The following is a 23524-nucleotide window of genomic DNA, read 5'->3' as shown; positions in this document are numbered from 1 at the left end:
TAATCCTCCCTCAACGCGGCGCAAAACGTTTGTCGAGTAAATCGACAATCATGACGACGACATAGACGATAATCATGTAAAGGACTGCGGCGACAGCAAATATCTCGAACGGTTTATATGTCGAACTGATGAAGCGTTGCGCCGTGTAAGTTAGTTCCACGACAGAAATTGTCGAAACCAGTGCTGACCCTTTGACAAGAGCCACGGCATTTATGCCCAATGGGCGGATCATAAGCCGTGCTGCCTGCGGCAGAACAATCAGCCGAAGCGTGCGCTCGCGGTCAAAACCAATAGAACGAGCAGCTTCTGTCTGGCCCTTATCCACGCTGGCTATCGCGCCTCGAATGGATTCGGCCATATAAGCTGCGATGTTCAAGCCAAGACCGATAACACCGGCCGCGTAAGGTTCGAGCTCCAGCCCGATTTGAGGGCCACCAAAATAAAGAACAAACAGCTGTACCAGGCAAGGCGTACCACGAAACAAGCTGACATAGACACGAGATAGGGAACGCAAGATTACGCTATTCGACAAACGTGCCGCAACCAGAACGCCGGCAATCACAAAGCCTAGCAGAAGAGCCAGCACGGAAATCTGCACCGTGACCCACGCAGCCTCCAGAAAAAACGGGAGGACGCGCTGCATTAACGCTAGATCCATAAAACTACTCCGAGAACTCGTATGAACCGGCCCACTTTATCGGCTAAGACGAAATGGGCCGGCATGGAAACTGGTTAGCGAATGTCGCTACCGATCCATTCCATCGAGATTTTCTCGTACGTGCCGTCAGCAAGCATATCGTCCAATGCCTTCTGCATAGCGGCCTTCAATTCCGGATTGTTTTTGCGAATAGCAATGCCGAGCGCTTCACGTGCACCTTCGATGTTTGGTGTTTCCAGAATGCGTACTTTCTGGCCGGTTTCCTTCACGGCGATCATCACCGGAATGCTGTCCATGACCAGCGCATCAAGGCGACCTGCATCAAGATCGATGAGCATTTCTGGCAGGCCCTTGTAGGTACGGACTGTCAGGTCACCCTGAGCTTTGGCCCATTTTTCATGAGCATCGCCCATCGTAACGCCAACCGTCTTGCCGTTCAGCTCTTCGAGCTTCTGAACAGGCGAGCTGTCTTTTACGACGATTGTACGTCCGGCATGATAGTAAGGCCCTACAAAATCGACTGCTTTTTCACGCTCTGGCGTAATGGTCATGGATGCCACAACGGCATCATATTTCTTGGCCAAGAGACCCGCAATAATGCCATCAAACGGGGTTGTAACGATCTCTGGCTTAACGCCCAGACGGTTGGCGATCTCGGAACCAATCGCTACGTCAAAACCAACAACTTCATTTTTTTCATTGGTGAAGCTGAACGGTGGATACTGTCCGCTCATCGCAATACGCATCTTGCCGGTGTCTTTCAACTTATCAAGCTCATCGGCTTGCACAGACGCGACAGAAAAAGTAGCAGCAATAGCCATAGCTGCGACGGCAATCAGGCTCTTCACCCTGTAATTCATGATTTTCGGTGTCCTCTGGATTCGTCTTTTTGTTTTAGGGTTATGGTTTACCATCAACCTTCATTACAGAACTTGGCACAGGCCTTATTCTCAAACATCAAGCAATATGTCTGCCAGCCCGCCACATTGCCGGAATCGACCGGCATATTGTCGGCATCCATTGTGTGAAATTTTTACACGCAAACTCCAAAAATAAAAAAACCGCATCTTTATCCCAGCAGGGATAAAGATGCGGCCTGTCGTTCAACCAACGAATATATTTACTTCAGAGCAGCTTCAAAACTATCGCTTAATACGCTTAGAAGGTGATCCGCATTGGCCCGGCTGAAAACCATGGATGGGCGCATTTTAAGAACATTGTCATGCGGGCCTTCAGTGCCCATCAGGATACCACGTTCTCTCGCTCCGTCATTGATCGCTCTCGCCAAGGCGGTTGCAGGTGCTTTTGTTTTACGATCCGTAACCAGCTCTATACCGAGGAATAGACCGCTACCGCGTACATCACCGATAATATCGAAACGCTTCTGCATCGTACGGAAACCATCAAGCAGGTAGTTGCCGACATCAAGCGCATTTTCACGTAGCTTATCGCGTTCAATCACATCAAGAACGGTGAGGCCAGCAGCACAGGAAACCGGATTACCACCAAACGTATTGAAGTATTCCATGCCGTTGTTGAAGCTATCGGCAATTTCTCGCGTTGTTACGACAGCCGACATCGGATGCCCGTTACCAATAGGCTTGCCCATGGTGACAATATCCGGCACCACATCCTGCAGTTCAAATGCCCACCAGTGGCTGCCGACACGGCCAAACCCGACCTGCACTTCATCAGCGATGCAGACGCCGCCTGCAGCGCGAACCATTGCGTACACTTCCTTGAGATAACCTTCTGGCAGAAATACCTGACCAGCAACGCTTGGAATGGATTCAGCCAGGAAGAATGCGGGACTACGGCCTTCCTTTCGCATGGACTCAATATGTTCTGCAATATTGGCCGCAAAGCGCTTTGCATGTTCCTCGACCGGCCAGTCTTCCGGAGCGTGATAGCTGTCAGGAATGATGCCTTCATAAACATGAGCGGGACGGCCCCTACCGGCTTTGCGCTTATATTTATAAGGACTGAGATCAATCAATTCCTGTGTGGTGCCGTGATAGGCCCAGTCGAGAACAATGGCTTCATTGCGGTTGGTATGGTTGCGCGCCATCCGCAGCGCCAGACTGTTCGCCTCGCTTCCCGAACAGGCAAAGGAGGCAACCGTCAGACCTTCCGGCAATGTGGCAGTCAAACGCTCCGCATAATTCACGATATTATCGTGCAGGTAGCGTGTATTGGTATTGAGCACTGCCGCCTGACGCGCAATGGCTTCGACCACTTCGGGGTGAGCATGACCGATATGACAGACATTGTTGAAGCAATCGAGATAGGCACGGCCCGTATTATCGATCAGCCATGCACCCTCACCGCGCACGAATTTGATCGGCTCTGAATAAGAAATCGAGAGGTTTGGAAGCAATATCTGCCTACGTTTTTCGATGATTTCTGTACGGGTGTAACCATCCTGGTGGAAAGTCTCAGGTGGAATACCGGCAAGCTCGGCAACATCCGGGAAAAGATCTGCCCAAACATCCAGATAGGCTGTTTCCCCCACACCCAGAATTTCTGTTGCTGTCAGATTGAGATCAGTCGTCATGCCGAAATGCAGATGCGGAGTCCATCCACCATTCTCATGAATGTCACCCATATAGCCGACAAGCTCACCGGCATTGAGTTGCTGTCCGGGCTTCAATCGGTCGAGTGCCTCATGTGCCATGTGGCCCCATAGGGTAACGAATGGCGGGCACCCTGCCGGGCTATGCAACAGCGTTACCAAACCGCCATAGCCGAGCGGTTCGCGTTCAACTTCAACGCTTTTTACGACTGCATCCAGCGGCGTATAGAGCGGCGTTCCAGCCGGCATAAATAAGTCAACGCCAAGGTGATGAATGCGGCGCTCACCATCGATGAAGCGCGATTCAAAGGCCGTATCCGTATAAACGGTGCGCTTTTCGCCCCATGAACCAATACCGAGCTCGATATTGTTTTCGGCGCAGAAATTATCCCACCACTCGGTTGCCTCTTTTGCACGCTGCTCAGCAGAAGCCACTGTCATAAAGTGCGTTTCATCACCATAAGGTACGATTGCTTTGGTCATGGTAGCCGGTGCAGGCTGCACGATTGGCGCAAAGGTTTTGTGGTTATCGGAAATCCATTTGCGAATTGCGCCAGCGCCGGAAATCGCATCAAAACCACAGGCTTTACGCAGAATAGCGGTCGCAAAACGTGGGTTCATTGCGTCCATCTTGGCCAGCAAATTCCATGCTGGTGCCTCGCTGATTGCAAGATAGGGATTATCGTCAGTTTTATCCCGGCGCGAAGCCGAAAACGTCACGCTGGTGACAAGCCGCATTGCAATGAGGTCGAACAGAAGATCGACTTCTTCTTCCTTCAGCGGATAATTTTCATGGAAACCTGCCACAAGAGCGGAAGCCACACCAATTGGGTCCTCCGTATCAAGCGCGGCATAGGCGCAGGCAATCGCGACTTCTGCGATCAGAACCGTATGAACGGCATCGCCAAAATCGATCAGTCCTGCAATCTTCTCGTTGTTTTCTTTGTCGACCAGAATATTCCAGTCATTAGCGTCATTGTGAATAACCTGAGCACGCAGGCTTGCAAGTTTCGGAGCGACAAGCGTTTCAAATCGGATGATAAACCGTTCAAGCAATGCCTTCTTTTCGGCATCGCCGATAAAGTGCAGTCGTGTGCGGGCACGCCCCGCGTGTCGCAGATCCCAATCAAGTTCGCGAACCGCACCGGGATGAATAAAGCCCTGAAGCGCATGATCCAGTTCACCGAGTGAACGGCCTAAATTGCGCATCAATTCAAATGTGCGCGTTACCTCCGCCATTGGTGTGCCAGGAAGCCAGCCGACAAGGCGGACGGCATGATTTTCGCCATCTGATGCAGTGGCTGATGCAAGCATGTCACCGGAAAGGCTGGGCTTGAGATAAGGCACTGCCAGTTTGGAGCTTGAAGTTGCCAGATGATTAAAAAGTGCCGTTTGAAACTCGCTTTCAACCTTTGGTTCACTGGCATTGACAATTTTCAAAATCCAGCCTGCATCCGTATCGGTTTTAATCCGATAATTGCAGTCACGTTCACTATCCAGTGGCGACGCGCTTCCGGTAACGCCAAATAGGTCCTTAGCGAGCTTTTCAGCTTCGATTGCAGAGAATTGCGGCGCGGGATGAGACAGATCGGTCATAAACAGTTTTCCGGGTTAGATTTCTTGTGAACAGCTTGGCACGTCAGCCATTTTCAGGCATCAAGTAAGCTGTCGGGAGAACCGGCACTTTGTCGGAATAGACCGGCACATGTCCGGCACTGTGAATGGATGCGAAATGCGGGAACTAGACGCCAAAGATCGTGAAATACTGGCAATTCTGTCCAAAGAAGCGCGAATAGCACTTAAAACATTGGGTGGACGCATTGGTCTTTCTCGTAGCGCTACAAGCGAGCGCGTTACGAATCTGGAAAAAAATGGCATCATCAGAGGGTATCGCGCCGACATTGGCGAAATAGATGCAAACGTCATTCGTGCGACACTTCTCATCACACTCAAACGTACGCCAGCACATGTACTTTTGGATATTCTTGCAAGACACACGGAGGTGCGTCGTGTTTCTTCCGTAAGCGGACAGCTCGACCTTATCGCTGAACTGGAAGCCGCAACTATCGACGGTCTTAATCGTGTACGTGACCTGATCGCCGGACATGAACTGGTTGAAGATTTAACAACAGCAATAGTTTTGCGTCGTGACATTGATAGGGATTAGGTGTGTTTTAGCGTTTCGATACGATTGAATCAGATCGGCGCTCTCACCTCATACATTTTAAGTATAACCTTCTCGATCTTCGTTCCACTACGGTCGGGTTATGCTCTAACGCGCATTTTTTCTGATCAAAGCAGGATCAGAAATCAGTCCTTTGGACTGATTTCTCCGCATAGGGGTTTCACGCTTTTCGGTATAGGCTTTCATGGGTAGTGAAATTGAAGTCGATAAAGGGAATTTAAGCGAATACCTGAAAGGAAAGCGCGGTCGCGACGCGGCAGGCAAAGTTCATGTCACTATTATCCCCAACGCCCTAAAGGCACGCGACTTATGTCAGCCCCATAGTTTATTTCAGCGGCGAATTGGCCGTTGGGAAAGCAATGGTGGATCGCATATCGTTGGTCAGCCAATCGGGGCCACCCTTTGGCGGCCATACGCCCTTTGAAACGGAAACAGCGCGGACATTTCCGCGATCATTAACCGAGGCAAAAGGCCAGATATGCGTCATACGTGGCTTGCCGTCGATACCATACATGCAAATTGTCAACTTTGAGAGTTCAGTACGTGCAGGCACTGCGGCTTCCCATGCCTTGATCGTCGGTTCCAGACCGCCGGTCTTGAGCACATAGGTGCGAAACTCATAAGCCGGTCCAAAGCTTCCAACCTCAACCGGCGGCAGAAATGGAAACGGTGCATAGCCTTCAAGATCAAGCGATGTCAGCCATTCGGCTGAACCAAATGGATTGGCGGCACGCAAAGTGCGTTCACGCTCACCGTCATAATCGGCAACAGTGTCAAATCCGCGTAAAACGAAAAGCTGATTAAGAAGCCCGATATCAGCATAGAAAATACCGAGCAGCTTGCCCTTACCTTCCTTGGCAAAGGATTCTATCGCGGGGGCTGCCTTTGCCGCGGCCCCAAGCGTGGTGGAAAGCGTAGCGATTTCATAACGCTGCATCGTTCTTCCTTTCATTCATGTCAAAATCATTTGCTGATTGATCATTAAGTTTGCCGGCAAGATGTTTGGCAATGCGCCAGCCGAAAACCATGGCCGGGCCAATGGTTGTGCCTGGCCCCGGATAAGTTCCGCGAAAGATTGAAGCGAGATCATTGCCGCAGGCATAAAGCCCATCAATCGGTTTACCTGCTTGATCAAGCACACGGCCGAATTCATCGCCGGCAAGTCCGGCGCTGGAAGCAAGATCAGACGGCCTGACCTGCATGGCATAGTAAGGACCGCTACCAACGGGTCCAAGGCACGGATTTGGCTTTGCAGATGCATCACCATTGAAGCGATTCATCACCGATGTACCGCGCCCAAAGGCTTCATCAACGCCGCTCGCAGCCGCCCGGTTATAGTTTTCAACCGTCTCGGCAAGCACCTGTGAATCGCAGCCGACCTTACTCGCCAACTCGCCAAGGGATCGCGCCTCGATCACATATCCGGCCTTAAGCATGGCCTTGAGATTACGTGCGCCGGGAAGGATCATCCCCATGCCATAGCGTTTCATAAAAGCCGCATCACAAATCAAGTAAGCCGGAATTGCATCTGACTTAATCTGGCCCATCGCAAAATCATGATAGGAATTTGATTCATTGACAAAGCGCCGCCCATTGGCGTCAACGGCGAACAGACCCGGCTTGGCGCGGTCGAGAATGATATGCGGCCACACCGCAAGTGTTCCATCCGCACGGCGATAGGAGGAGCAAGGCATCCACAATGCCGGACTATCGCCGCCATCATCAAAACGCGCACCCGCTGCCATCGCCGCAACTGCACCATCCCCGGTATTGGTCATGGGCCCCAGTGCATAATCACGGGTACCAGCCGGAAACAACCTATCACGGATTTCACGGTTCCAGCAAATACCGCCCGTTGCCAGAATAACTCCCTTGCGGGCACGGATACGTTTTGTGCCCTGCGGTCCGTGAATCACAGCTCCGACAACCCGGCCATTCTCAATAATCAATTCGCGCAGAGCCGTTTCAAACAGAATAGGAACACGGACTTTGCGCAGGCTGAAAAGTAAGCGTGCAACCAGCGCATTGCCCATCAAAAGCCGCGTGCCGCGCTTATAGCGCAACCGATCAAGCACATAGCGGCCAACAATTGATATGGCGCTGCGTAAATTGGCAAAGGAGCTGAAAGGAGCAAGCATTGCTGCCAGTTCATTTCGCGCCACCATCATACCGCCAAGCCCCATAAACTCAGGCCGTGGCGGACGAACCCGCTCAAAATCCGCGTGACCCAGCAGACGCCCATCAAAAGCAAGCGGCCCAAGTGCCCTCCCGCCATAAGCCGAACCGGGGCCATCCAGATAATCAGGATGCGCGAGAGCTGCTGCAAATTTTACATCGCTTTTGCGTTCGAGTTCCTCAATCGCTTCGCGACCAGAGTCCAGAAATGCGTCCCGAATACGTTCTCCGCCCCTATCTGCCACGACATATTTGAGAAAGGCACGAGCATCCTCGACACTGTCGGGAACACCAGCCTGTTCAGAAAGATGCGTGCCCGGTACCCAGGTCGTGCCACCCGAGGTCGCGGTGGTTCCACCGACCTCAGCCGTCTTCTCGATCAGCGCAACATCAAGCCCTTCCAGCGCCGCGACCAGCGCCGCAGTCATCCCCCCGGCACCGGCACCGCATACCAGCAGGTCAACTTCTTCCGGCACAACGGACACGTGATCAGATGGCATTCTCATTTCTCCTACCCGTGCTCGATCAGCACGTCTTATCCCTGTCTTGCGCTTATGCGCGGCCAGCAGCGCGAAGGATTGCTTGCGTGGCGGTATAGGCCATTGCGGCGCGCCCCAATGCATCAACCTTTGTTGCAAGCGCACGATGCGGAATTTCGACACTGATCGTGACATCCTCCGGAATGACTTTGGCGAGACCAATCAGGTCAATGCCACCTTCACCGGGGAAAAGCCTTGCACCGCGTGCAACGGCAATCAGCCCTTCGGTGCTTGAATCATAAGGCACTGGGCCGTCGCAAAATTGCACATAGTTGATGCGTGAAGGCGACAGGGAAGCAACCTCGTCCAAAGTCGTTGGCGAACGATCAAGATGCAGCGCATCTATCAGCACACCGCCATTGGTTCTCGCGGCATCTTCCACAACCTTCTTTGCCACCGAGAGATCAGGTATCGCCGTCCATGGCATGAATTCCAAATCCGCCGTCACACGATGTGCCGCTGCCATGTCGCAAAATCGCGCGAAACTCTCTGTCAGCCTTGCAATATTCGTATCGTCACCCGCGACAAGTACATGCTTTGCATCTAGCGCTTCGCAGCGTTCGCAAAAGCGCGCAAACAGATCCCAGTCATTTTCAGCTTTCAGACGGATAATTTCCATATCGCCAATCCGGACGCCGGTATCGGCAAGAACTGACCGAACCTCCCCAAGCAAGCGATCATCGGTAAGCAGCGGATAATCTGGCTCGCCCGGCGCAGCAGGCAGAATACGCAGACCCACCATGTCATAACCAACGGCTGCGGCGATTTTTATGGCTTCAATTGGTGTGGCTTCAAATGTCGTGAGAAATGCCAATGAAAGCGGATGTGTCATCTGTGCCTCGTTTCAAGGAATGTGCCTGCAACATGGATCATGGGGTCTGCCTTTCCGGCTCGATAGCCGACACGGGCTGACCGGCAAGAAGCCGACCGACAATGTAGCCAAAGGTCATCCCCGGCCCGAGCGTTATGCCCCCCGACGGATAGTTTCCGCCCATGATCGATGCCATATCATTGCCAACTGCAAAAAGACCAGGGACGGGCTGGCCCTCACTGCCAAGCACGCGTGCGCCGGCATCTGTATGCAATCCGGCAAAAGTGCCGAGCGATCCAGCAACGATCTTCACCGCATAAAACGGTCCCTTTTCGAGCGGGGCAAGTGACGGGTTCGGTCCATGCAAGGCATCGCCCTGCACGCGGTTATAAATCGCTTCACCGCGATGAAAGAATGGATCACGTCCCACAGCCGCATTTATGTTGAAACCTGCAACTGTCGCCTCAAGTGCGGCTGCGGGAATATCACAGGCATGGGCAAGATCGGCGAGTGTCTTACCCTTTTTCAGATAGCCAGACCGTACCGCACCCGCTGTTGGAAACGGAAAAGGTTTTGACCAACCGAGTCCCCAGCGACGCTGGGCGCGATGATCGGCGATAAGCCAGCAAGTGGGCTGCTGACCGTTCGGCGTTGCAAGAATTAGCGCCTTCATAAAATCATGATAGCTGTCAGCCTCCGAGACAAAACGCTCACCCGCCGGGGTCACGGCGATAATTCCGGGTTTCGCACGCTCAACCAGATGTGGGAAATTGACATATGTTCCGTCTTTTTGCGGCACGCGGGAAACAGGGGCCATGGCCACATTCCAGAGGAAACCATCCTCAATCGTCGCGCCCGCCGTCTCGCCCAACCGCAAGCCGTCACCGCTATTGGTAGTCGGTGCTGCCGAAAAATGCCCGGCCCCGCCACCCGCTTGCGCGGCAAGCGCATCAAGCCGCGCCGGATCATGCGGAAATCCACCCGTTGCCAGCACAACACCTTTGCGGGCCTTCACAACGACTTCACCATCCGGTGTCTGAAGACGCGCACCACAAATGCGTGCGCCATCATTAAGCAACTCTGCTGCGGGTGCGTTGTTAAGAAGCGTAACCTGCTTATCAAGCGCAGAACGTAACAAACGCGCTACCAGTGCATTGCCGTTAACGAGCTGCATACTGCGTCCATACAATGCAAGATCACGCATATGCTTTGCAAGGCGGCGCGTGACATATAAAGCCGACGGCAGACTGCGGCTGGCACGGAAGAAATGCCCCATATCCGCGCCGCTGGCGATACCCATACCCCACAGACTTGCGACGCCAAGCGGACGCCGCATCTTGGCTATAAATTCGCCCAGCAATCGTCCGTCAAAGGGTGCAGCCGACACAGATCGCCCACCCTTTACCGAACCGGGTGTTTCATGAAAATCCGGCATCTTGTTACCGTCAACCCAGCGCATCGCCGTATGCTCGGCAAGAAAACCAACCATATCAGGGCCATTTTCAAGAAAGGCCTGTACACGTGGATCGCTGGCACGATTGCCGATTTCACTGCGCAGATAGCGCATCGGCTCCGAAGCAGCCTCATCAATACCGGCAGCGCGGGCCAGCGGGTTGCGTGGTATCCATAACCAGCCACCTGACCATGCCGAAGTCCCACCAAAAACCGCCGCCTTTTCAGCTACCACCACCTTGAGTCCGTAATGGGCGGCAGTCACCGCTGCGGTCAGCCCCGCAGCACCCGAGCCGATCACCAGCACATCGCACGTGAACCTATTTTCGCTTTTGCGTGTCATTACCACCCGCCGGATTGTTTTTTGAAAACGGCGCGCATAATCATGCGTGGATGGTTTCGAGGAAGAACTCGATCATCATCTGCTGCACAGCCTTGTACATGTCGATGCCGACGCACCCCTTGCAACCCTTGGCGCGAGCCACCGCAACCCATGGCGAGACGGCGGGCGATGTAATGGCGCAGCCAACAAAGGTGTCAGGCGACAAATGTTCCACCTGAACCGGAAATGGATGTTCAGGCCGCATGCCCATTGGCGTTGCGTTCACCACAAGACCACAGCCAGCCGGATTGTCGCTACCGGCACGCACGCGCTCACCATAAAATTCCCGCATGCGGGCAACCAGATGGTCACGCCGCACCATATCAGCATCATGAACCGCCAGTTCGCTAACCCCAGCCTCTAACAACGCCTGAGCAATGGCGATGCCAGCCCCGCCCGCCCCGACGAGCAACGTTTTCTGACCAGTGGGTTCTGCCCCCTGTGCACGGAGTGCAGCAACCATACCCAGTCCGTCGAAATTATCGCCGTGCCATGTTCCGTCGGCATTCCGACGCAGGACATTAATCGAACCGCATATACGTGCACGTTCAGTGGCTGTGGAACAATGTTCAAGGGCTGCGAATTTATGCGGAATTGTCGCAATAATGCCGTCGACATTCTTCGTACGTCCGCAGGTCTGGATATAATCATCGACATGATCAACCGAAATCTGCGCCGGGACCACCATCGCATTATGACCGCGTTCGGCAAAGGCGTTCGTCATACCGGCCGGTGACTTCACCTGTGCGATAGGGTCACCGATAATCGGATAGATGCGGGTAGCGCCGTCGAGGTGAAAAGAATTGTTCATAAGGGTATTTCCTCTTTTGCAGTCTTCGCCGAGAGCGCCCGACTATTGCCTGTCAACATGCCCAAGTTCGGCAAGCGACAAGGCAATACCGGTTTCAATGTTCGTTATCGGATGATTTCCAAGCCAGTCCGGCACCGGGTCTGATGCAAGATCAGATGGAATACGCAGCGGTACCCCTTCAACGGAAATGCCATTCCAGCCGCTTTTTGATGCCAGCACATCGATGAAGTCAGCCATTTCCCGTGTATCACCCGCAACCGTGAGAACGGTTGCACCGCTGATTGGCCGGGTGACAGCAGCGGCAAGAAGCGACGCAACATCATCGACATAGACAAAGCCAACCTTGCCGGAAAAACGAATTTCAGCGGCTTCCTGCTTGACCGAAGCCGCAATGGCAATCGAAGGCCCGGCGGCAATGCCGCTCGAGATACCCGGCCCATAGACAATATAGGGGCGCAGCCCAAGGCTCGGCACACCATGATCAGCAGCGTAAACCCGGGCAATACCTTCAACCGCCAGCTTGGTCACACCATAAATCGTCATTGGATAAGGCTGTGATGCATCATCAGGGCCAAACACTCCGGATGTGCTTAAATAAGCAACCGGAACGCCGGCAATACGTGCCGCCTCGAACACGTTGACACTGCCCTGCACATTGATGCGCACCGCCCGAAGCGGGTCGGCCGCACAATCAACCGTCATAATACCCGCCAAATGAACAATTGCCGCGCAGCCTTCCATCGCTCGGGCAAGACTTGCCGGATCGGTGACATCACCGGCAACAACGTCACAGCCGTCCGGCAAAAGTGTGCGCTCAATCGCTTGAGGCAAATCGAAAATACGCGACGCGACATTGAGCGCTTTCAGCGCGAGCGCTACCCGTTTACCGATAAAACCGGTTCCACCAATCAGAAGCACGCGATTCATCTCGCACATCCTTTGGTATCGACACCATTTGTCGGCTCAATAAACGCCCGGCTCGCAATAACCAATTTGCATCCTCCCATCGCCTGCCTCCCCAGGCATCGATTTCTGGAATAATGCACAGATTGGAATGACATTCAATAATAAAAATATCTTCCATTTAATGAATTTCTGGAATCGCGCAGCTTATTTTAAGCCCGAAATCCCTCGTTTATTTGCTGCTTGCTGAGCTCTGGGCGGCAACAGTACGAATAGCCTGTATCAACAAAGTCATAGGAAGGGACGGCAATGTATCTGCTCGCACCGTTAGCCCCACAGGGCCACGCGTATCGGTAGTTTCCAGTGGAAGCGCTGCAAGAACTCCATCAGCAATATCGCCCGCAACCACGCCCTCAGAAATAATCCAGACTGCGTCGCTCATACGCAGATAAGCGCGTCCGAAAGCATCCGACACCGTCTCAATCTGAGTTTGGAGTCCTGAAATGCCGTGGGTGATAAGAAATTGCTCAACGATCACACGAATGACCGAATTGCGTGTCGGCATCAACACCGGATAATCTCCAAGCCGATCGAAGATATCGCCAACATTTTCAAGCAGCGGATGCCCCACGCGGACAACAAACAGCACCTGCTCTGAATAGAGATGCTCAAAAGAAAAGCCGGTCATCTTTTCCGGCGCAGCGAGGCGCCCAACCACAAGGTCGAGTTCTCCAACCCGCAATTGCTCCAAAAGAACCGCATTTTCTCCGGTGACGATCTTAACCGGGCTGCCGGTTCTTTCATCAATAAAGAGCTTCATCGCCTGCGGCATGATACGGGCCGAAACAGTCGGCAGAGCACCAATCCTGACAGGAGCGCCAGAGTGAACGCTCTCCTGTGAAACAGCATCGACACCCTGGTGCAATGCGGTCAAGGTCGCGCCTGCATGACGCAGAAATATCTCGCCATATCCGGTTGTGCGAATGCCGCGTCCTTCGCGCTCAAACAGAGAGACACCGAGGATGTCTTCCAACTCACGGATGGTTTTTGTCACAGCCGGTTGGCTGACATGCAAAATATTCGCCGCCCGATTGACGCTTTTTTGCCGGGCGACTTCAACGAAAGTTTGCAGATGGCGAAATTTGATACGAGGATTAATAGGTGAAACCATAACCTAATAGTTATCCTTTAGCTAAAAAAACTTATTTTACTTAACCTGATTATCGCTGCAATATCTATGCCGGGAGAAGAGTGACAATGAATTTTCTGAATATTGGTGATACCGCCATCCATTATCGCACTGAAGGTCTTGGAACAGGTCGTCCGGTTATTGCCTTCGTCAATTCGCTCGGAACTGATTTCCGCATCTGGGATGCAGTGGTTGCTGCGCTCGGTGACAGCTACGCTTTTGTGCTGCATGACAAGCGAGGTCACGGGCTTTCCGCGCTTGGAAATCCACCTTATTCAATTGAAACGCATGCCGATGATCTGATCGCTTTGCTCGAACATCTGGGCATTGAACAAGCTGTCATCTGGGGGCTTTCGGTCGGGGGGCTGATCGCACAGGGGCTTTATGCCAAGCGGCCTGATCTCGTGCGGGCACTGGTTCTGTCCAACACCGCCCATAAAATCGGCACCGCTGATATGTGGAATGGACGTATTGAGCACATTCTTGAAAATGGGCTTTCCGGCATGGTCGACCCCATCATGGAACGCTGGTTTACGCCTGCGTTCCGCACACCCGACAATGCACTTTATACCGGATGCCGCGCCATGCTCACACGCCAGTCGGTTGAAGGCTATTGTGGCACATGCGCAGCGCTTCGCGATGCAGATTATACAGAAGCTGCAAGCCGGATAGCCGTGCCGACGCTCTGCGTGGTCGGTGACCAGGATGGCGCCAGTCCGCCCGACCTTGTGCGCTCACTCTCAGAACTTGTGAGCGGCAGCAAATTCGTCGAGATCGCCGATTGCGGACATATTCCCTGTATTGAGCAGCCTGCAGCCTATTCGGCCCATGTTTCTGCTTTCCTTCAATCTCTCTCTTAATTCCTGCTGGAGAACGCCAATGAGCGCACCCACCAAGCCCACCGAACGATACATGCAAGGCATGGTGACACGCCGTTCTGTGCTGGGCGATGCTCATGTGGACAAGGCGAGCGCCAGTGCCACAGAATTCGATCAGCCATTTCAGACCCTTATCACCGAATCCGCCTGGGGCACGGTGTGGTCTGGCACACAACTAACAAAGCGTGAGCGATCCATCATTACCATCGCACTTCTGGCCGCTCTTGGTCAGGATGACGAAGTTGCAATGCATGTCAGGGCAACTGCCAATACGGGTGCAACAGAGGAAGATATTCGCGAAGCGCTGATGCATGTGGCCATTTATGCCGGTGTTCCGGCGGCAAATCATGCTTTCAAGATTGCAAAGACGACACTCGCGGGGATGCGTGCCGACAAGGCTGCAAAGGAGGAGATAAAATGAGCAACCAACCACCCGAAACCGGACCTTTCTTCGCGCGTGACCGCAATATGCACCCACCGGCTTACGCGCCGTGGTACAAGACGACAGTCCTGCGCTCGCCACAGCGCGCACTGATTTCGCTGGAAGGAACCAAGAGCGAAATCACCGGCCCTGTCTTCGGTCATGGCATGCTGAACCCGCTCGACAACGACCTCATCCACAACTACGCCAAGCCCGGCGAAATGCCGGTCGGCCCGCGCATTCTGGTGCATGGCCGTGTGCTGGATGAACGCGGCATTGGTGTTGCCGGTGCATTGGTGGAATTCTGGCAAGCCAATGCCGGCGGCCGTTACCGCCACAAGAAAGAAACCTACCTTGCCGCCATAGATCCGAATTTCGGTGGTGTCGGTCGCACCATCACCGATGAAAACGGGTATTACTGGTTCAAGACCATCCAGCCCGGCGCCTATCCATGGCCGAACGGTGTCAATGACTGGCGACCAGCGCATATTCATTTCTCGATCTTCGGTCATGGCTTCCAGCAGCGCCTGATCACCCAGATGTATTTTGAGGGTGACCCGCTGATCTGGCGCTGCCCGATCGTCAAGACCATTCCCGACGAGAATGCAATCCGGCAGCTGATTGCACCGCTCGACATGAATGCGACCATTCCGATGGACATGCTCGCCTATAAGTTCGATATCATTCTGCGGGGCCGCCGCTCCACCTTCTTCGAGAACCGTCCGGAGGGCAACTGATATGGTACAACCGCTCAACTACCTTAAGGAAAGCGCGTCGCAGACCGCAGGCCCTTACGTCCACATTGGCTGTACGCCGAATTTTGTCGGTATTCACGGCGTTTTCGACAAGGATCTCGGCTCTGGCGCCCTTTATAACGATCAAACACGCGGCACCCGCATCACCATTCGCGGCACCGTCTATGACGGCGGTGGCAATCCGCTCAGAGACGCGCTGGTGGAAATCTGGCAAGCTGATGAATCTGGCCTTTACAACAGTCCAAGCGAAACGCGCGGCACGGCTGATCCGAACTTTCTCGGCTGGGGCCGCTCGCCCGGTGACATGGATACCGGAGAATTCGTCTTTGAGACGATCAAACCCGGTCAGGTGCCTTTCAAAGACGGGCGTTTGATGGCTCCGCATGTCACCTTCTGGATTGTGGCGCGCGGCATCAATATCGGACTGCATACCCGCATGTACTTCCCAGAAGAAGAACAGGCGAATGCCATTGATCCAGTGCTGGCGCGCATTGAACATAAAAACCGCATTCCAACGCTGATTGCGACAAAGGAAGGCGATAACACCTATCGTTTCGACATCCGACTGCAAGGTGATGGCGAAACAGTGTTCTTCGACATCTGAGGTTACAATGGGCCTTTCCGCCTTTGATCACCCTTTCCTTTCCGGCCTGTTTGCGGATCCGGATATCGCAACGTTCTTTTCAGCGGATGCGGATATCGCAGCCATGCTGCGGTTTGAAACAGCACTCGCTGAAGCTGAGGCGGAATGCGATGTCATCGACCGTGAGACAGCCAAAGCGATTGTCACGCAGTTGAGCGGCTTTTCGCCGAACATGGCACTTTTGGCTCAGGGCATGGCAAAGGACGGCGTGGTCATTCCCGAACTCGTCCGGCAATTGCGCCAGGCGGTCGGGGGGGAGCCTGCGGAAAAGGTTCATTTCGGCGCCACCAGTCAGGATGTGATTGATACAAGCCTCATCCTGCGCGTCAAGGCGGCGACGCATATCATCACGGAAAGGCTTTCGGCCATCGCCGCTGGCCTTTCTGCCCTTGCAGAGCGAGACGGACACAATAGTCTGATGGGCTATACCCGTATGCAGGCGGCAATCCCTATTACCTCCGGTCAGCGCATCGCGACCTGGAAAGCGCCGCTTGAACGAACATTGACGCGTATTTCTGATTTCTCACAAACTGGTTTTGCTGTGCAATTTGGCGGCGCTGCCGGAACGCTTGAAAAATTTGGCGACAGAGGTGATGCTGTTCGCGCTGCCCTCGCCCGTAAACTTGCACTTATCGACCAACCACAATGGCACAGCCAGCGCGATGCTTTGGCAGAATTTGCCTCGCTTTTATCGCTCATCACGGGAAGCCTTGGCAAATTCGGTCAGGATGTTGCTCTTCTGGCAGAGGCAGGACAGGAAATCCAGTTGACAGGCGGCGGCGGCTCATCAGCCATGCCGCATAAGCAGAACCCGGTTGCCGCCGAACTTCTGGTGACACTTGCGCGTTTCAACGCGTCGCAACTGGCCGCCCAACATCATGCGTTGGTGCACGAACAGGAGCGTTCCGGCGCTGCCTGGATGCTGGAATGGCTGACCTTGCCACAGATGGTGATGGCGACGGGTGTGGCACTGCAAGCCGCACTTGCCCTCATTGAACGCATCAAACAATTAGGCCGCGCTGCGGCCTAATTAGCGTAAGTATGCGCTAAATTTGAAGCGGCGTTAAATCTACGGCAACTGTGTTTCCGCTTTCAGCAGCGGCAGCGATTGCATCCAAAACGATCAGGTTGGCAGTAGCATCGCGTGCGGATACAAGCGGCGTGCCGCCATGACGGATCAGCCCAGCGAAATGAGACAATTGTGCTTCATAGGGATCACCGGCCTTGAACTCCAGACGTGACGGCTTCAATTTACGGGTCCAGTCGGGTTCGCCTTCCGCTTGCCAAAGCATCAGATCAGGAAGGGAAAGACCGGCGTGGCTCCCGGCATAATGATGAGCCGTAACAGGATGCGCCGGAAAACGCGCAAGATTTTCACCCGCTGACAGGTCCCACGCCCAAGGCCCAACCGCAGCGTCGGAAATGCACAGCGTTGCCAGTCCGCCATTAACAAAGCGAAGAGCTACTGTTGCCGTATCTTCAACCGTAAAACCGCGCCGCCCATTGCTGGTTATCGCCTGTACGGTAGCGATTTCACCAAAGAAGTGACGCAACAGATCGATCTCATGCACGAGATTGATCAGCAGCGGGCCACCAGCACCCGGCATGCGCCGCCAAGTTGCTTCGAAATAGGAGTGTGGCTTTGCCAGTGAACACGTCACTGTTGCCATCACCAGATCACCTATCCTGCCGGCGTGAATGGCATCATGTGCTGCACGGATAATCGGATTATGGCGGCGATGGTGGCCGACAAGAAGCGGCACGGCGGTCGTTTCGGCAATACGGATGAGTTTTAACGCAGAATCGAGGTTTTCCGTTACCGGCTTTTCGAGCAACACGGGTATTCCAGCTTCAAGCAAGGCCGCGGAAACCGGAAGATGCGTTTCATTCGGTGTCGCAACGATGGCCGCTTGCGCCAGGCCAGAATCGATGAGTGCCGCAACATCCGGCAGGCATTGAACACCGAGCGAAGAAGCAAAAGCCGCCCCCTGCGGAGCAGGGTCAACCAAAGCACAAAGCTGCAAATCAGGCATTCGTGCCAATGTATCTATGTGCGTGCGTCCAATCGCGCCTGCGCCAATGACTGCCACATTGAGTTTTTCCATGATTTATCCTCCGTGGTGACGGTGTGCGATTAATAAAAACAAAAATCAATATGGAAAATGAATTTAATCTTGAATTATATTCCATAAATTGCAAAAGTCGCGGCGAGAAGGAAAACAGATGCAGCTTCGGGAGGCATTTTCGCGATGTTTTTGAAACCCACGCTCTATAAATCGTCCAACATTTAGCAATCTTCGTCCATTTTCCGGATGTGCGCTGCGTGGTCTTGTCAACAACCGAACAGACGAAGGTAATTTCATTCGAACGCCATCAGCATGAAATTACAAACAGCCGGGAAACCAACGCCTTTCGTCAATAATCAGGAGTAAAACCCGTTTTGTCCGCAATCATCCACCTGGGAGGGTGGACGCTTACAAAACCGGGCCTCAGCAGGAGATATGAGGCCAATATTTCAAAGTAGATCACGCTCCGCTTGAAAGCGGAACTTTTGAAATAATGATCATTCACGGGAGGAACATGATGATCAGAACTTTGCTTTCTACAACAGCAATCATGCTGGCACTGGGTGCGACAGCCGCGCTCGCAGAGATGAAGGTCGGCTCAATCGTTGAGCTTTCAGGGCCAGGCGCCGCCGCCGGAACGAATTTCCGTGATGGCGTTAAAATGGGTTTTGAGGAAATCAACGCCGATGGCGGGATTCTCAAAGAACCCGTAAAAATCATCGAATATGACAGCCAAACCGATCCGCAGGTTTCTCGCGCGATGGTTCAAAAGGCCATTGATGATGAAGTTTATGCGATCATGGGCACCGTCTTTTCGTCTTCCACCGTCGTAAACATGCTGGTTGCCAAACAATACGGCATTCCGCAATTCACCGGTTCCGAAGCCCCGTCTATCACCGCCAAGGGCAACCCCTACATCTTCCGCACCGCCTTCGGTTCGCAAAAGGGCATCCCGAAGATGGTGAAATACATGATTGAAGAAATGGGCATCAAAAAGGTGGGCGTTGCATGGGCAAATACCGAATTCGGTAAGGGTGGCCATCAGGCTTTCCTCGATGAAGCCAAGAATGCCGGCCTTGAAATCGTCATTGATGTTCCTTCCGAACAGGCACAGGCTGATTTTTCGGCCGACGTGTTGAAGCTCAAGAACTCCGACGCCGAGGCCTTCTTCGTTTACTACACCGAAGAAGAAAGCGCCCGCTTCCTGCGCGAAGCCCGCAAACAGGGCATTAACAAGCCCATGATCGGTGAAACCACCCTTGTTGGTCATAAGGTCATTGAGCTTGCAGGGGATGCCGCGAACGGTGCGATGGGCCATGTCGGCCTAACACCGGATGCCAATGTTCCTGCGGTCAAGGACATGGTTGAGCGTTTCAAGACCAAGTATAAATACACGCCCGACCATAATGCCATCAAGGGCTACACGGCTGCCTGGACGCTGAAATATGTCACCGAAATGGTTGGTAAGCCGGACAGCAAGGCCATTGCCGAAAAGCTGCATGGGCTGACGCTGAAAGCGTCCGAATATCCAGGCGTTCTCATGGATGTAAGCTGGGACGACACCGGCGAAATGTCCCGCGAGAGCTTCTTCGTGAAGGTCGAAGACGGCAAACAGACCGTCGAAGCGATTCTGCCTCCGAATTGAGTCTGAAAACTGCTCAAAAAGCGGTGGCGATCTTTTGCCGCCGCCCTTTTTCATCCGCATTCACAAAGCCATCGACCAGCCGTTGAGGATCATATTATGGCCGAGCTTTTACAAATCCTTATATCCGGACTGGCAGCAGGCTCCATTTATGCACTTGCCGCCGTCGGTTTCACGCTGCTCTGGCAGGCATCGCAGACAATCAACTTTGCCCAAGGCGAATTTGTCATGCTGCCAGCCTTTTTTGTGCTGATCGGCATGACGGCTCTGGGGCTGCCGCTCTGGGGCGCAATCGTGTTCGGTCTTGTACTTTCGCTGCTCATTCTTGGCGTCGCCTTCAAACGTCTGATCGTGGAACCGATGTTACCGCACGGCACATTGCCGCTGGTTATTGCCACCATCGCGCTCGGTGTGCTGATGAAAGAGAGCGTGAAAGAATTCTATGGCGCAACCGCCCAGCCATTTCCTGCGATTTTCCCGCAAACGGTCTATAATATCGCCGGAGCAAGCGTTTCTGTTCAGGATATCTGCAACCTCATCGCGTCGATGCTCGCTATTGCCGGACTCCAGCTCTTTTTGAGCCGCACCCGCACAGGCCGCTGCATGCAGGCCAGCGCACAAAACCCTGCCGTTGCGGAAGTGCTGGGCGTCAATGTCAAGCGCATGGTGCTTTATACATTCCTGATCAATGCCGCACTGGCAACCATTGCTTCCGTGCTGATCTCGCCAATCTATCTTGCCAAATTCTCAAATGGCGAAACGCTTGGACTTGTCGCCTTTATCGCGGCCATTGTCGGCGGCTTTAACCAGATTCGCGGCGCGCTTGTCGGCGGCCTGCTGATCGGCGTGATCGATAATTTTTCAGCCGTCTATATTTCGGCCCAGTACCGCTCGGCGATACCACTCATTCTGCTTATTGCCATTATCCTGCTGCGTCCGCAGGGCCTGCTTGGCACTCCGGAAGGAAGAACCGTATGACCCATCTTCGAACCGTCCTCATCCTTCTCGGTATTGCGGCTCTGGTCGTCGCGCCCATCGGGCAAGGCAACTATATCGTCTACACGCTCTGCTCATGGCTTTTATTCTCCATTGCTGCCATGGGACTCAATCTGACACTCGGCTATGCCGGACAAGTCAGCCTCGCACAGGCCGCGTTTATGGGTATCGGCGCCTATATAACGGCTCTGATGACACTCAACGGCATTCATTGGGGCCTTGCGGCGATCATATCGATCATCTCGAGTTTCGCCGTCGGTCTGCTGCTTGGTTATCCCGCGCTGCGTGTCCAGCACCATTTTCTGGCTTTCGTCACTCTCGCCTTCAACACGTTGCTGTTCCTGGTCTTGCGTAATGAAGAGCAGATCACAGGTGGTTCCTTTGGACTTGTGGGTATGGAGCGCCCTTCCTTCTTTGGCATCAGCACCGATTCCAACATCGCCTTTTATTATTTCTCGCTGGTTTGCTTCCTTCTGGCAGCCGGAACCTTGTGGTGGATCCTGCGCTCCCCCTGGGGGCGTTCATTCAAGGCACTGCGTGAAAACCCGATCCGTGCTGAAAGCCTGGGACTCAAGGTTCGTCGCCAGACATTGCTTGCTTTTGCTATCGGTTCGGCCTTTGGCGGTCTTGCCGGTGCCATGCAGGCACCCCTGGTTCAGTTTATCGAACCTTCCAGCTTTGCGCTTATTCACTCACTCAAACTGCTTTTGATGGTGGTTGTTGGCGGTTCCGGCTTCTTCTTCGGGCCAATGCTTGGAGCTGCCGTTGTCATTATATTGCCGGAAGTACTGCGCTTCACCGAAGGCTATTACCTCATCATCTATGCGTTTCTCGTCATCGTTCTCATGGTTTATTCGCCAAACGGACTTATCGGCCTCGGCCAGAAGCTGTTTGAAAAATTCAAACCCAAGCACGAATCCCGCCGCGATCTGACGCAGGGAGCACAGCTATGAACATCCATGCCAAAAATCACGATGGCCCAATTCTTTCAGTCCGCAATATGTCCAAGCAATTTGGCGGCATCCGCGCCGTCAACGGTGTGAGCTTTGACGTTGAACGCGGCGAAATCCTCGGTCTGATCGGACCAAACGGCTCCGGCAAATCAACGCTGTTCAACTGCATCCTCGGCCAGCTCAAACCAACTGAGGGCCATTGCGAAATCAACGGACAAAGCACCGATGGCGTGCGTCCGGCTGATCTTTCGCTGATGGGTATCGGGCGTACTTTCCAGCAGCTTTCGGTGTTTCCGAAAATGAGCGTACTGGACAACGTTATCCTCGCCGGTCAGGAACATGAAGGCTCCATGCTGTCGCGTCTTTTCGGCAAGCCGGATGCCGGACTGACAGAAAAGGCTGAACAGCTCATCGAGTTCTTCCGCCTTACGCCTTATCGCGATACAGAAGCAGGCTCTCTCTCCTATGGCCAGCAGAAGCTGGTGGATGCCGCCATGGCCTTCATGGCGGGGCCGGGTATTGTGCTTCTCGATGAACCGGCGGGCGGTGTGAACCTCACCATGCTCGGTCATCTCAAGGAGAGGCTGATTACCTATAACCGTGAGCATGGCACAACCTTCGTGGTCATCGAACACAATATGGAATTTGTCATGTCGCTCTGCACGCGCATCATTGTGCTGGCACAGGGTGAGATCATAGCGGAAGGATCGCCGGATGAAATCCGGTCGAACCAGATGGTCATCGACGCATATCTGGGAGGTTGACATGCTGGAGCTTAAAAACATTACCGGCGGCTATGGCCGCATCACCATTCTCAACGGCACCTCCTTCACGATCCCCAAGGCCTCCATTACCACGGTCATCGGGCCAAATGGGGCGGGAAAATCCACTGTCTTCAAAGCAATCTTCGGCTTATTGAATATCAATTCCGGACAGATCATGCTGGATGGCGAGGATGTAACCCGCAAAACACCGGCGCAAATGATCGCGCGCGGCGTAACCTATGTGCCTCAGGGCCGCAACGTGGTGCCGCAACTATCGGTGCTGCATAATCTGGAATTGGGCGGCATTACCTCGAAAGATCAAACGAGAATCAAGCGCCGCATGGAAGAGGTCATGGACCAGTTTCCCATGCTGCGTCAGCGCAAGGATCAAAAGGCCATTGAGCTTTCCGGTGGCCAGCAAAAGCAGTTGGAAATCGCCCGTGCGCTATTGCTTGATCCCAAACTGATCCTGATCGACGAACCATCAATCGGCCTCTCGCCCAATCTGGTACAGGAAGTGTTCCAGACACTGATAAGGCTGCGTGATCAGGGTGTGACCATTCTCATGGTTGAACAAAACGCAAAGGCAGCACTTGCCATGTCGGATTATGGGCTTGTGCTTGAACTCGGTCAAACCCGCATGTTCGACAAAGCAGATACGCTCTTGAAAGACCCGCGTGTCGGCCAGCTTTTCCTTGGCGGTCATATCGAAGACGCCGCCTGATCCTG

General features: G+C 53.6%; 22 protein-coding genes. 11 read left to right on the top strand and 11 right to left on the bottom strand.

Annotated features, from left to right (window positions below):
• Nucleotides 1-10 precede the first annotated feature (10 nt).
• From H5024_RS13880 to H5024_RS13870, 3 genes are all read right to left on the bottom strand, one after another.
• Nucleotides 11-658, bottom strand: coding sequence for an amino acid ABC transporter permease (locus tag H5024_RS13880; protein WP_187547769.1), 648 nt, complete (start codon nucleotides 656-658; stop codon nucleotides 11-13).
• 74 nt (nucleotides 659-732) lie between these two features.
• Nucleotides 733-1518: an ABC transporter substrate-binding protein gene (locus tag H5024_RS13875; protein ID WP_187547768.1), complete on the bottom strand. Its 786-nt coding sequence runs from the start codon at nucleotides 1516-1518 to the stop codon at nucleotides 733-735.
• A 260-nt stretch (nucleotides 1519-1778) separates the two neighbouring features.
• Nucleotides 1779-4826 carry an aminotransferase class III-fold pyridoxal phosphate-dependent enzyme gene (locus H5024_RS13870; RefSeq protein ID WP_187547767.1) on the bottom strand — a complete coding sequence of 1016 codons (3048 nt, stop codon included), beginning with the start codon at nucleotides 4824-4826 and terminating at the stop codon, nucleotides 1779-1781.
• Between the two features lie 136 nt (nucleotides 4827-4962).
• Here H5024_RS13870 and H5024_RS13865 point away from each other — a divergent pair, with 136 nt between their 5' ends.
• A complete protein-coding gene (locus H5024_RS13865; RefSeq protein WP_187547766.1) occupies nucleotides 4963-5397 on the top strand; it encodes an Lrp/AsnC family transcriptional regulator in 435 nt (144 codons plus the stop codon).
• Between the two features lie 343 nt (nucleotides 5398-5740).
• Here H5024_RS13865 and H5024_RS13860 read toward each other — a convergent pair whose 3' ends face one another.
• The 7 genes from H5024_RS13860 to pcaQ form a co-directional block, all read right to left on the bottom strand.
• Nucleotides 5741-6352 carry an NIPSNAP family protein gene (locus H5024_RS13860; protein ID WP_187547765.1) on the bottom strand — a complete coding sequence of 204 codons (612 nt, stop codon included), beginning with the start codon at nucleotides 6350-6352 and terminating at the stop codon, nucleotides 5741-5743.
• Nucleotides 6339-8090 carry an FAD-dependent oxidoreductase gene (locus H5024_RS13855; RefSeq protein ID WP_187547764.1) on the bottom strand — a complete coding sequence of 584 codons (1752 nt, stop codon included), beginning with the start codon at nucleotides 8088-8090 and terminating at the stop codon, nucleotides 6339-6341. Before H5024_RS13855 ends, H5024_RS13860 begins: the two co-directional genes overlap by 14 nt.
• 52 nt (nucleotides 8091-8142) lie before the next feature.
• Complete coding sequence (locus H5024_RS13850; protein WP_187547763.1) at nucleotides 8143-8961, bottom strand: sugar phosphate isomerase/epimerase; 819 nt, start codon at nucleotides 8959-8961, stop codon at nucleotides 8143-8145.
• Between the two features lie 37 nt (nucleotides 8962-8998).
• On the bottom strand, nucleotides 8999-10735 hold the full coding sequence (locus tag H5024_RS13845; RefSeq protein WP_187547762.1) for an FAD-dependent oxidoreductase: 1737 nt from the start codon (nucleotides 10733-10735) through the stop codon (nucleotides 8999-9001).
• 40 nt (nucleotides 10736-10775) lie between these two features.
• A complete protein-coding gene (locus H5024_RS13840) occupies nucleotides 10776-11585 on the bottom strand; it encodes a shikimate dehydrogenase (protein ID WP_187547761.1) in 810 nt (269 codons plus the stop codon).
• A 42-nt stretch (nucleotides 11586-11627) separates the two neighbouring features.
• The gene (locus H5024_RS13835) at nucleotides 11628-12512 is read right to left on the bottom strand and encodes an NAD(P)-dependent oxidoreductase (RefSeq protein WP_187547760.1); all 885 of its coding nucleotides are present in this window, start codon (nucleotides 12510-12512) and stop codon (nucleotides 11628-11630) included.
• 208 nt (nucleotides 12513-12720) lie between these two features.
• Complete coding sequence (pcaQ, locus tag H5024_RS13830) at nucleotides 12721-13659, bottom strand: pca operon transcription factor PcaQ (protein WP_187547759.1); 939 nt, start codon at nucleotides 13657-13659, stop codon at nucleotides 12721-12723.
• A gap of 86 nt (nucleotides 13660-13745) precedes the next feature.
• Here pcaQ and pcaD point away from each other — a divergent pair, with 86 nt between their 5' ends.
• Genes pcaD through H5024_RS13805 form a run of 5 tightly spaced genes read left to right on the top strand, consistent with a single transcriptional unit; the run spans nucleotide 13746 to nucleotide 17404 of the window.
• Nucleotides 13746-14537, top strand: a complete 792-nt coding sequence (gene pcaD, locus H5024_RS13825) for a 3-oxoadipate enol-lactonase (protein WP_187547758.1) — start codon at nucleotides 13746-13748, stop codon at nucleotides 14535-14537.
• A gap of 19 nt (nucleotides 14538-14556) precedes the next feature.
• Nucleotides 14557-14976, top strand: a complete 420-nt coding sequence (gene pcaC, locus H5024_RS13820; protein WP_187547757.1) for a 4-carboxymuconolactone decarboxylase — start codon at nucleotides 14557-14559, stop codon at nucleotides 14974-14976.
• Nucleotides 14973-15713, top strand: a complete 741-nt coding sequence (pcaH, locus tag H5024_RS13815; RefSeq protein ID WP_187547756.1) for a protocatechuate 3,4-dioxygenase subunit beta — start codon at nucleotides 14973-14975, stop codon at nucleotides 15711-15713. The genes pcaC and pcaH overlap by 4 nt, the downstream gene beginning before the upstream one ends.
• A gap of 1 nt (nucleotide 15714) precedes the next feature.
• Nucleotides 15715-16335, top strand: coding sequence for a protocatechuate 3,4-dioxygenase subunit alpha (pcaG, locus tag H5024_RS13810; RefSeq protein ID WP_187547755.1), 621 nt, complete (start codon nucleotides 15715-15717; stop codon nucleotides 16333-16335).
• A gap of 7 nt (nucleotides 16336-16342) precedes the next feature.
• Nucleotides 16343-17404, top strand: coding sequence for a 3-carboxy-cis,cis-muconate cycloisomerase (locus tag H5024_RS13805; RefSeq protein ID WP_187547754.1), 1062 nt, complete (start codon nucleotides 16343-16345; stop codon nucleotides 17402-17404).
• A gap of 16 nt (nucleotides 17405-17420) precedes the next feature.
• Here H5024_RS13805 and H5024_RS13800 read toward each other — a convergent pair whose 3' ends face one another.
• Entirely contained in the window at nucleotides 17421-18479 is a 1059-nt protein-coding gene (locus tag H5024_RS13800) for a Gfo/Idh/MocA family oxidoreductase (protein WP_187547753.1), read from the bottom strand.
• Between the two features lie 478 nt (nucleotides 18480-18957).
• On the opposite strand from H5024_RS13800, the gene H5024_RS13795 reads away from it, so the two are divergent.
• From H5024_RS13795 to H5024_RS13775, 5 genes are all read left to right on the top strand, one after another.
• Nucleotides 18958-20085, top strand: coding sequence for an ABC transporter substrate-binding protein (locus H5024_RS13795; RefSeq protein ID WP_187548625.1), 1128 nt, complete (start codon nucleotides 18958-18960; stop codon nucleotides 20083-20085).
• Between the two features lie 96 nt (nucleotides 20086-20181).
• On the top strand, nucleotides 20182-21060 hold the full coding sequence (locus H5024_RS13790) for a branched-chain amino acid ABC transporter permease (RefSeq protein ID WP_187547752.1): 879 nt from the start codon (nucleotides 20182-20184) through the stop codon (nucleotides 21058-21060).
• On the top strand, nucleotides 21057-22031 hold the full coding sequence (locus H5024_RS13785) for a branched-chain amino acid ABC transporter permease (RefSeq protein ID WP_187547751.1): 975 nt from the start codon (nucleotides 21057-21059) through the stop codon (nucleotides 22029-22031). Before H5024_RS13790 ends, H5024_RS13785 begins: the two co-directional genes overlap by 4 nt.
• Complete coding sequence (locus H5024_RS13780; RefSeq protein ID WP_187547750.1) at nucleotides 22028-22795, top strand: ABC transporter ATP-binding protein; 768 nt, start codon at nucleotides 22028-22030, stop codon at nucleotides 22793-22795. The genes H5024_RS13785 and H5024_RS13780 overlap by 4 nt, the downstream gene beginning before the upstream one ends.
• A 1-nt stretch (nucleotide 22796) precedes the next feature.
• Complete coding sequence (locus H5024_RS13775; RefSeq protein WP_187547749.1) at nucleotides 22797-23519, top strand: ABC transporter ATP-binding protein; 723 nt, start codon at nucleotides 22797-22799, stop codon at nucleotides 23517-23519.
• Nucleotides 23520-23524 lie beyond the last annotated feature (5 nt).

It is taken from the genome of Ochrobactrum sp. Marseille-Q0166, assembly GCF_014397025.1.
Classification (GTDB): domain Bacteria; phylum Pseudomonadota; class Alphaproteobacteria; order Rhizobiales; family Rhizobiaceae; genus Brucella.
The sequence above is the reverse complement of the archived record's forward strand: the minus strand, read 5'-3'. Positions and strand labels throughout refer to the sequence as shown.

Bases quoted from the DNA above. Each gene is read 5' to 3' on its own strand.
- pcaQ (WP_187547759.1), bottom strand. From the start codon at position 13,659: ATGGTTTCACCTATTAATCCTCGTATCAAATTTCGCCATCTGCAAACT.
- H5024_RS13775 (WP_187547749.1), top strand. From the start codon at position 22,797: ATGCTGGAGCTTAAAAACATTACCGGCGGCTATGGCCGCATCACCATT.
- H5024_RS13840 (WP_187547761.1), bottom strand. From the start codon at position 11,585: ATGAACAATTCTTTTCACCTCGACGGCGCTACCCGCATCTATCCGATT.
- H5024_RS13845 (WP_187547762.1), bottom strand. From the start codon at position 10,735: ATGACACGCAAAAGCGAAAATAGGTTCACGTGCGATGTGCTGGTGATC.
- H5024_RS13780 (WP_187547750.1), top strand. From the start codon at position 22,028: ATGAACATCCATGCCAAAAATCACGATGGCCCAATTCTTTCAGTCCGC.
- H5024_RS13835 (WP_187547760.1), bottom strand. From the start codon at position 12,512: ATGAATCGCGTGCTTCTGATTGGTGGAACCGGTTTTATCGGTAAACGG.
- pcaH (WP_187547756.1), top strand. From the start codon at position 14,973: ATGAGCAACCAACCACCCGAAACCGGACCTTTCTTCGCGCGTGACCGC.
- H5024_RS13785 (WP_187547751.1), top strand. From the start codon at position 21,057: ATGACCCATCTTCGAACCGTCCTCATCCTTCTCGGTATTGCGGCTCTG.
- H5024_RS13880 (WP_187547769.1), bottom strand. From the start codon at position 658: ATGGATCTAGCGTTAATGCAGCGCGTCCTCCCGTTTTTTCTGGAGGCT.
- H5024_RS13870 (WP_187547767.1), bottom strand. From the start codon at position 4,826: ATGACCGATCTGTCTCATCCCGCGCCGCAATTCTCTGCAATCGAAGCT.
- pcaD (WP_187547758.1), top strand. From the start codon at position 13,746: ATGAATTTTCTGAATATTGGTGATACCGCCATCCATTATCGCACTGAA.
- pcaC (WP_187547757.1), top strand. From the start codon at position 14,557: ATGAGCGCACCCACCAAGCCCACCGAACGATACATGCAAGGCATGGTG.
- H5024_RS13795 (WP_187548625.1), top strand. From the start codon at position 18,958: ATGATCAGAACTTTGCTTTCTACAACAGCAATCATGCTGGCACTGGGT.
- H5024_RS13865 (WP_187547766.1), top strand. From the start codon at position 4,963: ATGCGGGAACTAGACGCCAAAGATCGTGAAATACTGGCAATTCTGTCC.
- H5024_RS13860 (WP_187547765.1), bottom strand. From the start codon at position 6,352: ATGCAGCGTTATGAAATCGCTACGCTTTCCACCACGCTTGGGGCCGCG.
- H5024_RS13790 (WP_187547752.1), top strand. From the start codon at position 20,182: ATGGCCGAGCTTTTACAAATCCTTATATCCGGACTGGCAGCAGGCTCC.
- H5024_RS13875 (WP_187547768.1), bottom strand. From the start codon at position 1,518: ATGAATTACAGGGTGAAGAGCCTGATTGCCGTCGCAGCTATGGCTATT.
- H5024_RS13850 (WP_187547763.1), bottom strand. From the start codon at position 8,961: ATGACACATCCGCTTTCATTGGCATTTCTCACGACATTTGAAGCCACA.
- H5024_RS13855 (WP_187547764.1), bottom strand. From the start codon at position 8,090: ATGCCATCTGATCACGTGTCCGTTGTGCCGGAAGAAGTTGACCTGCTG.
- H5024_RS13805 (WP_187547754.1), top strand. From the start codon at position 16,343: ATGGGCCTTTCCGCCTTTGATCACCCTTTCCTTTCCGGCCTGTTTGCG.
- H5024_RS13800 (WP_187547753.1), bottom strand. From the start codon at position 18,479: ATGGAAAAACTCAATGTGGCAGTCATTGGCGCAGGCGCGATTGGACGC.
- pcaG (WP_187547755.1), top strand. From the start codon at position 15,715: ATGGTACAACCGCTCAACTACCTTAAGGAAAGCGCGTCGCAGACCGCA.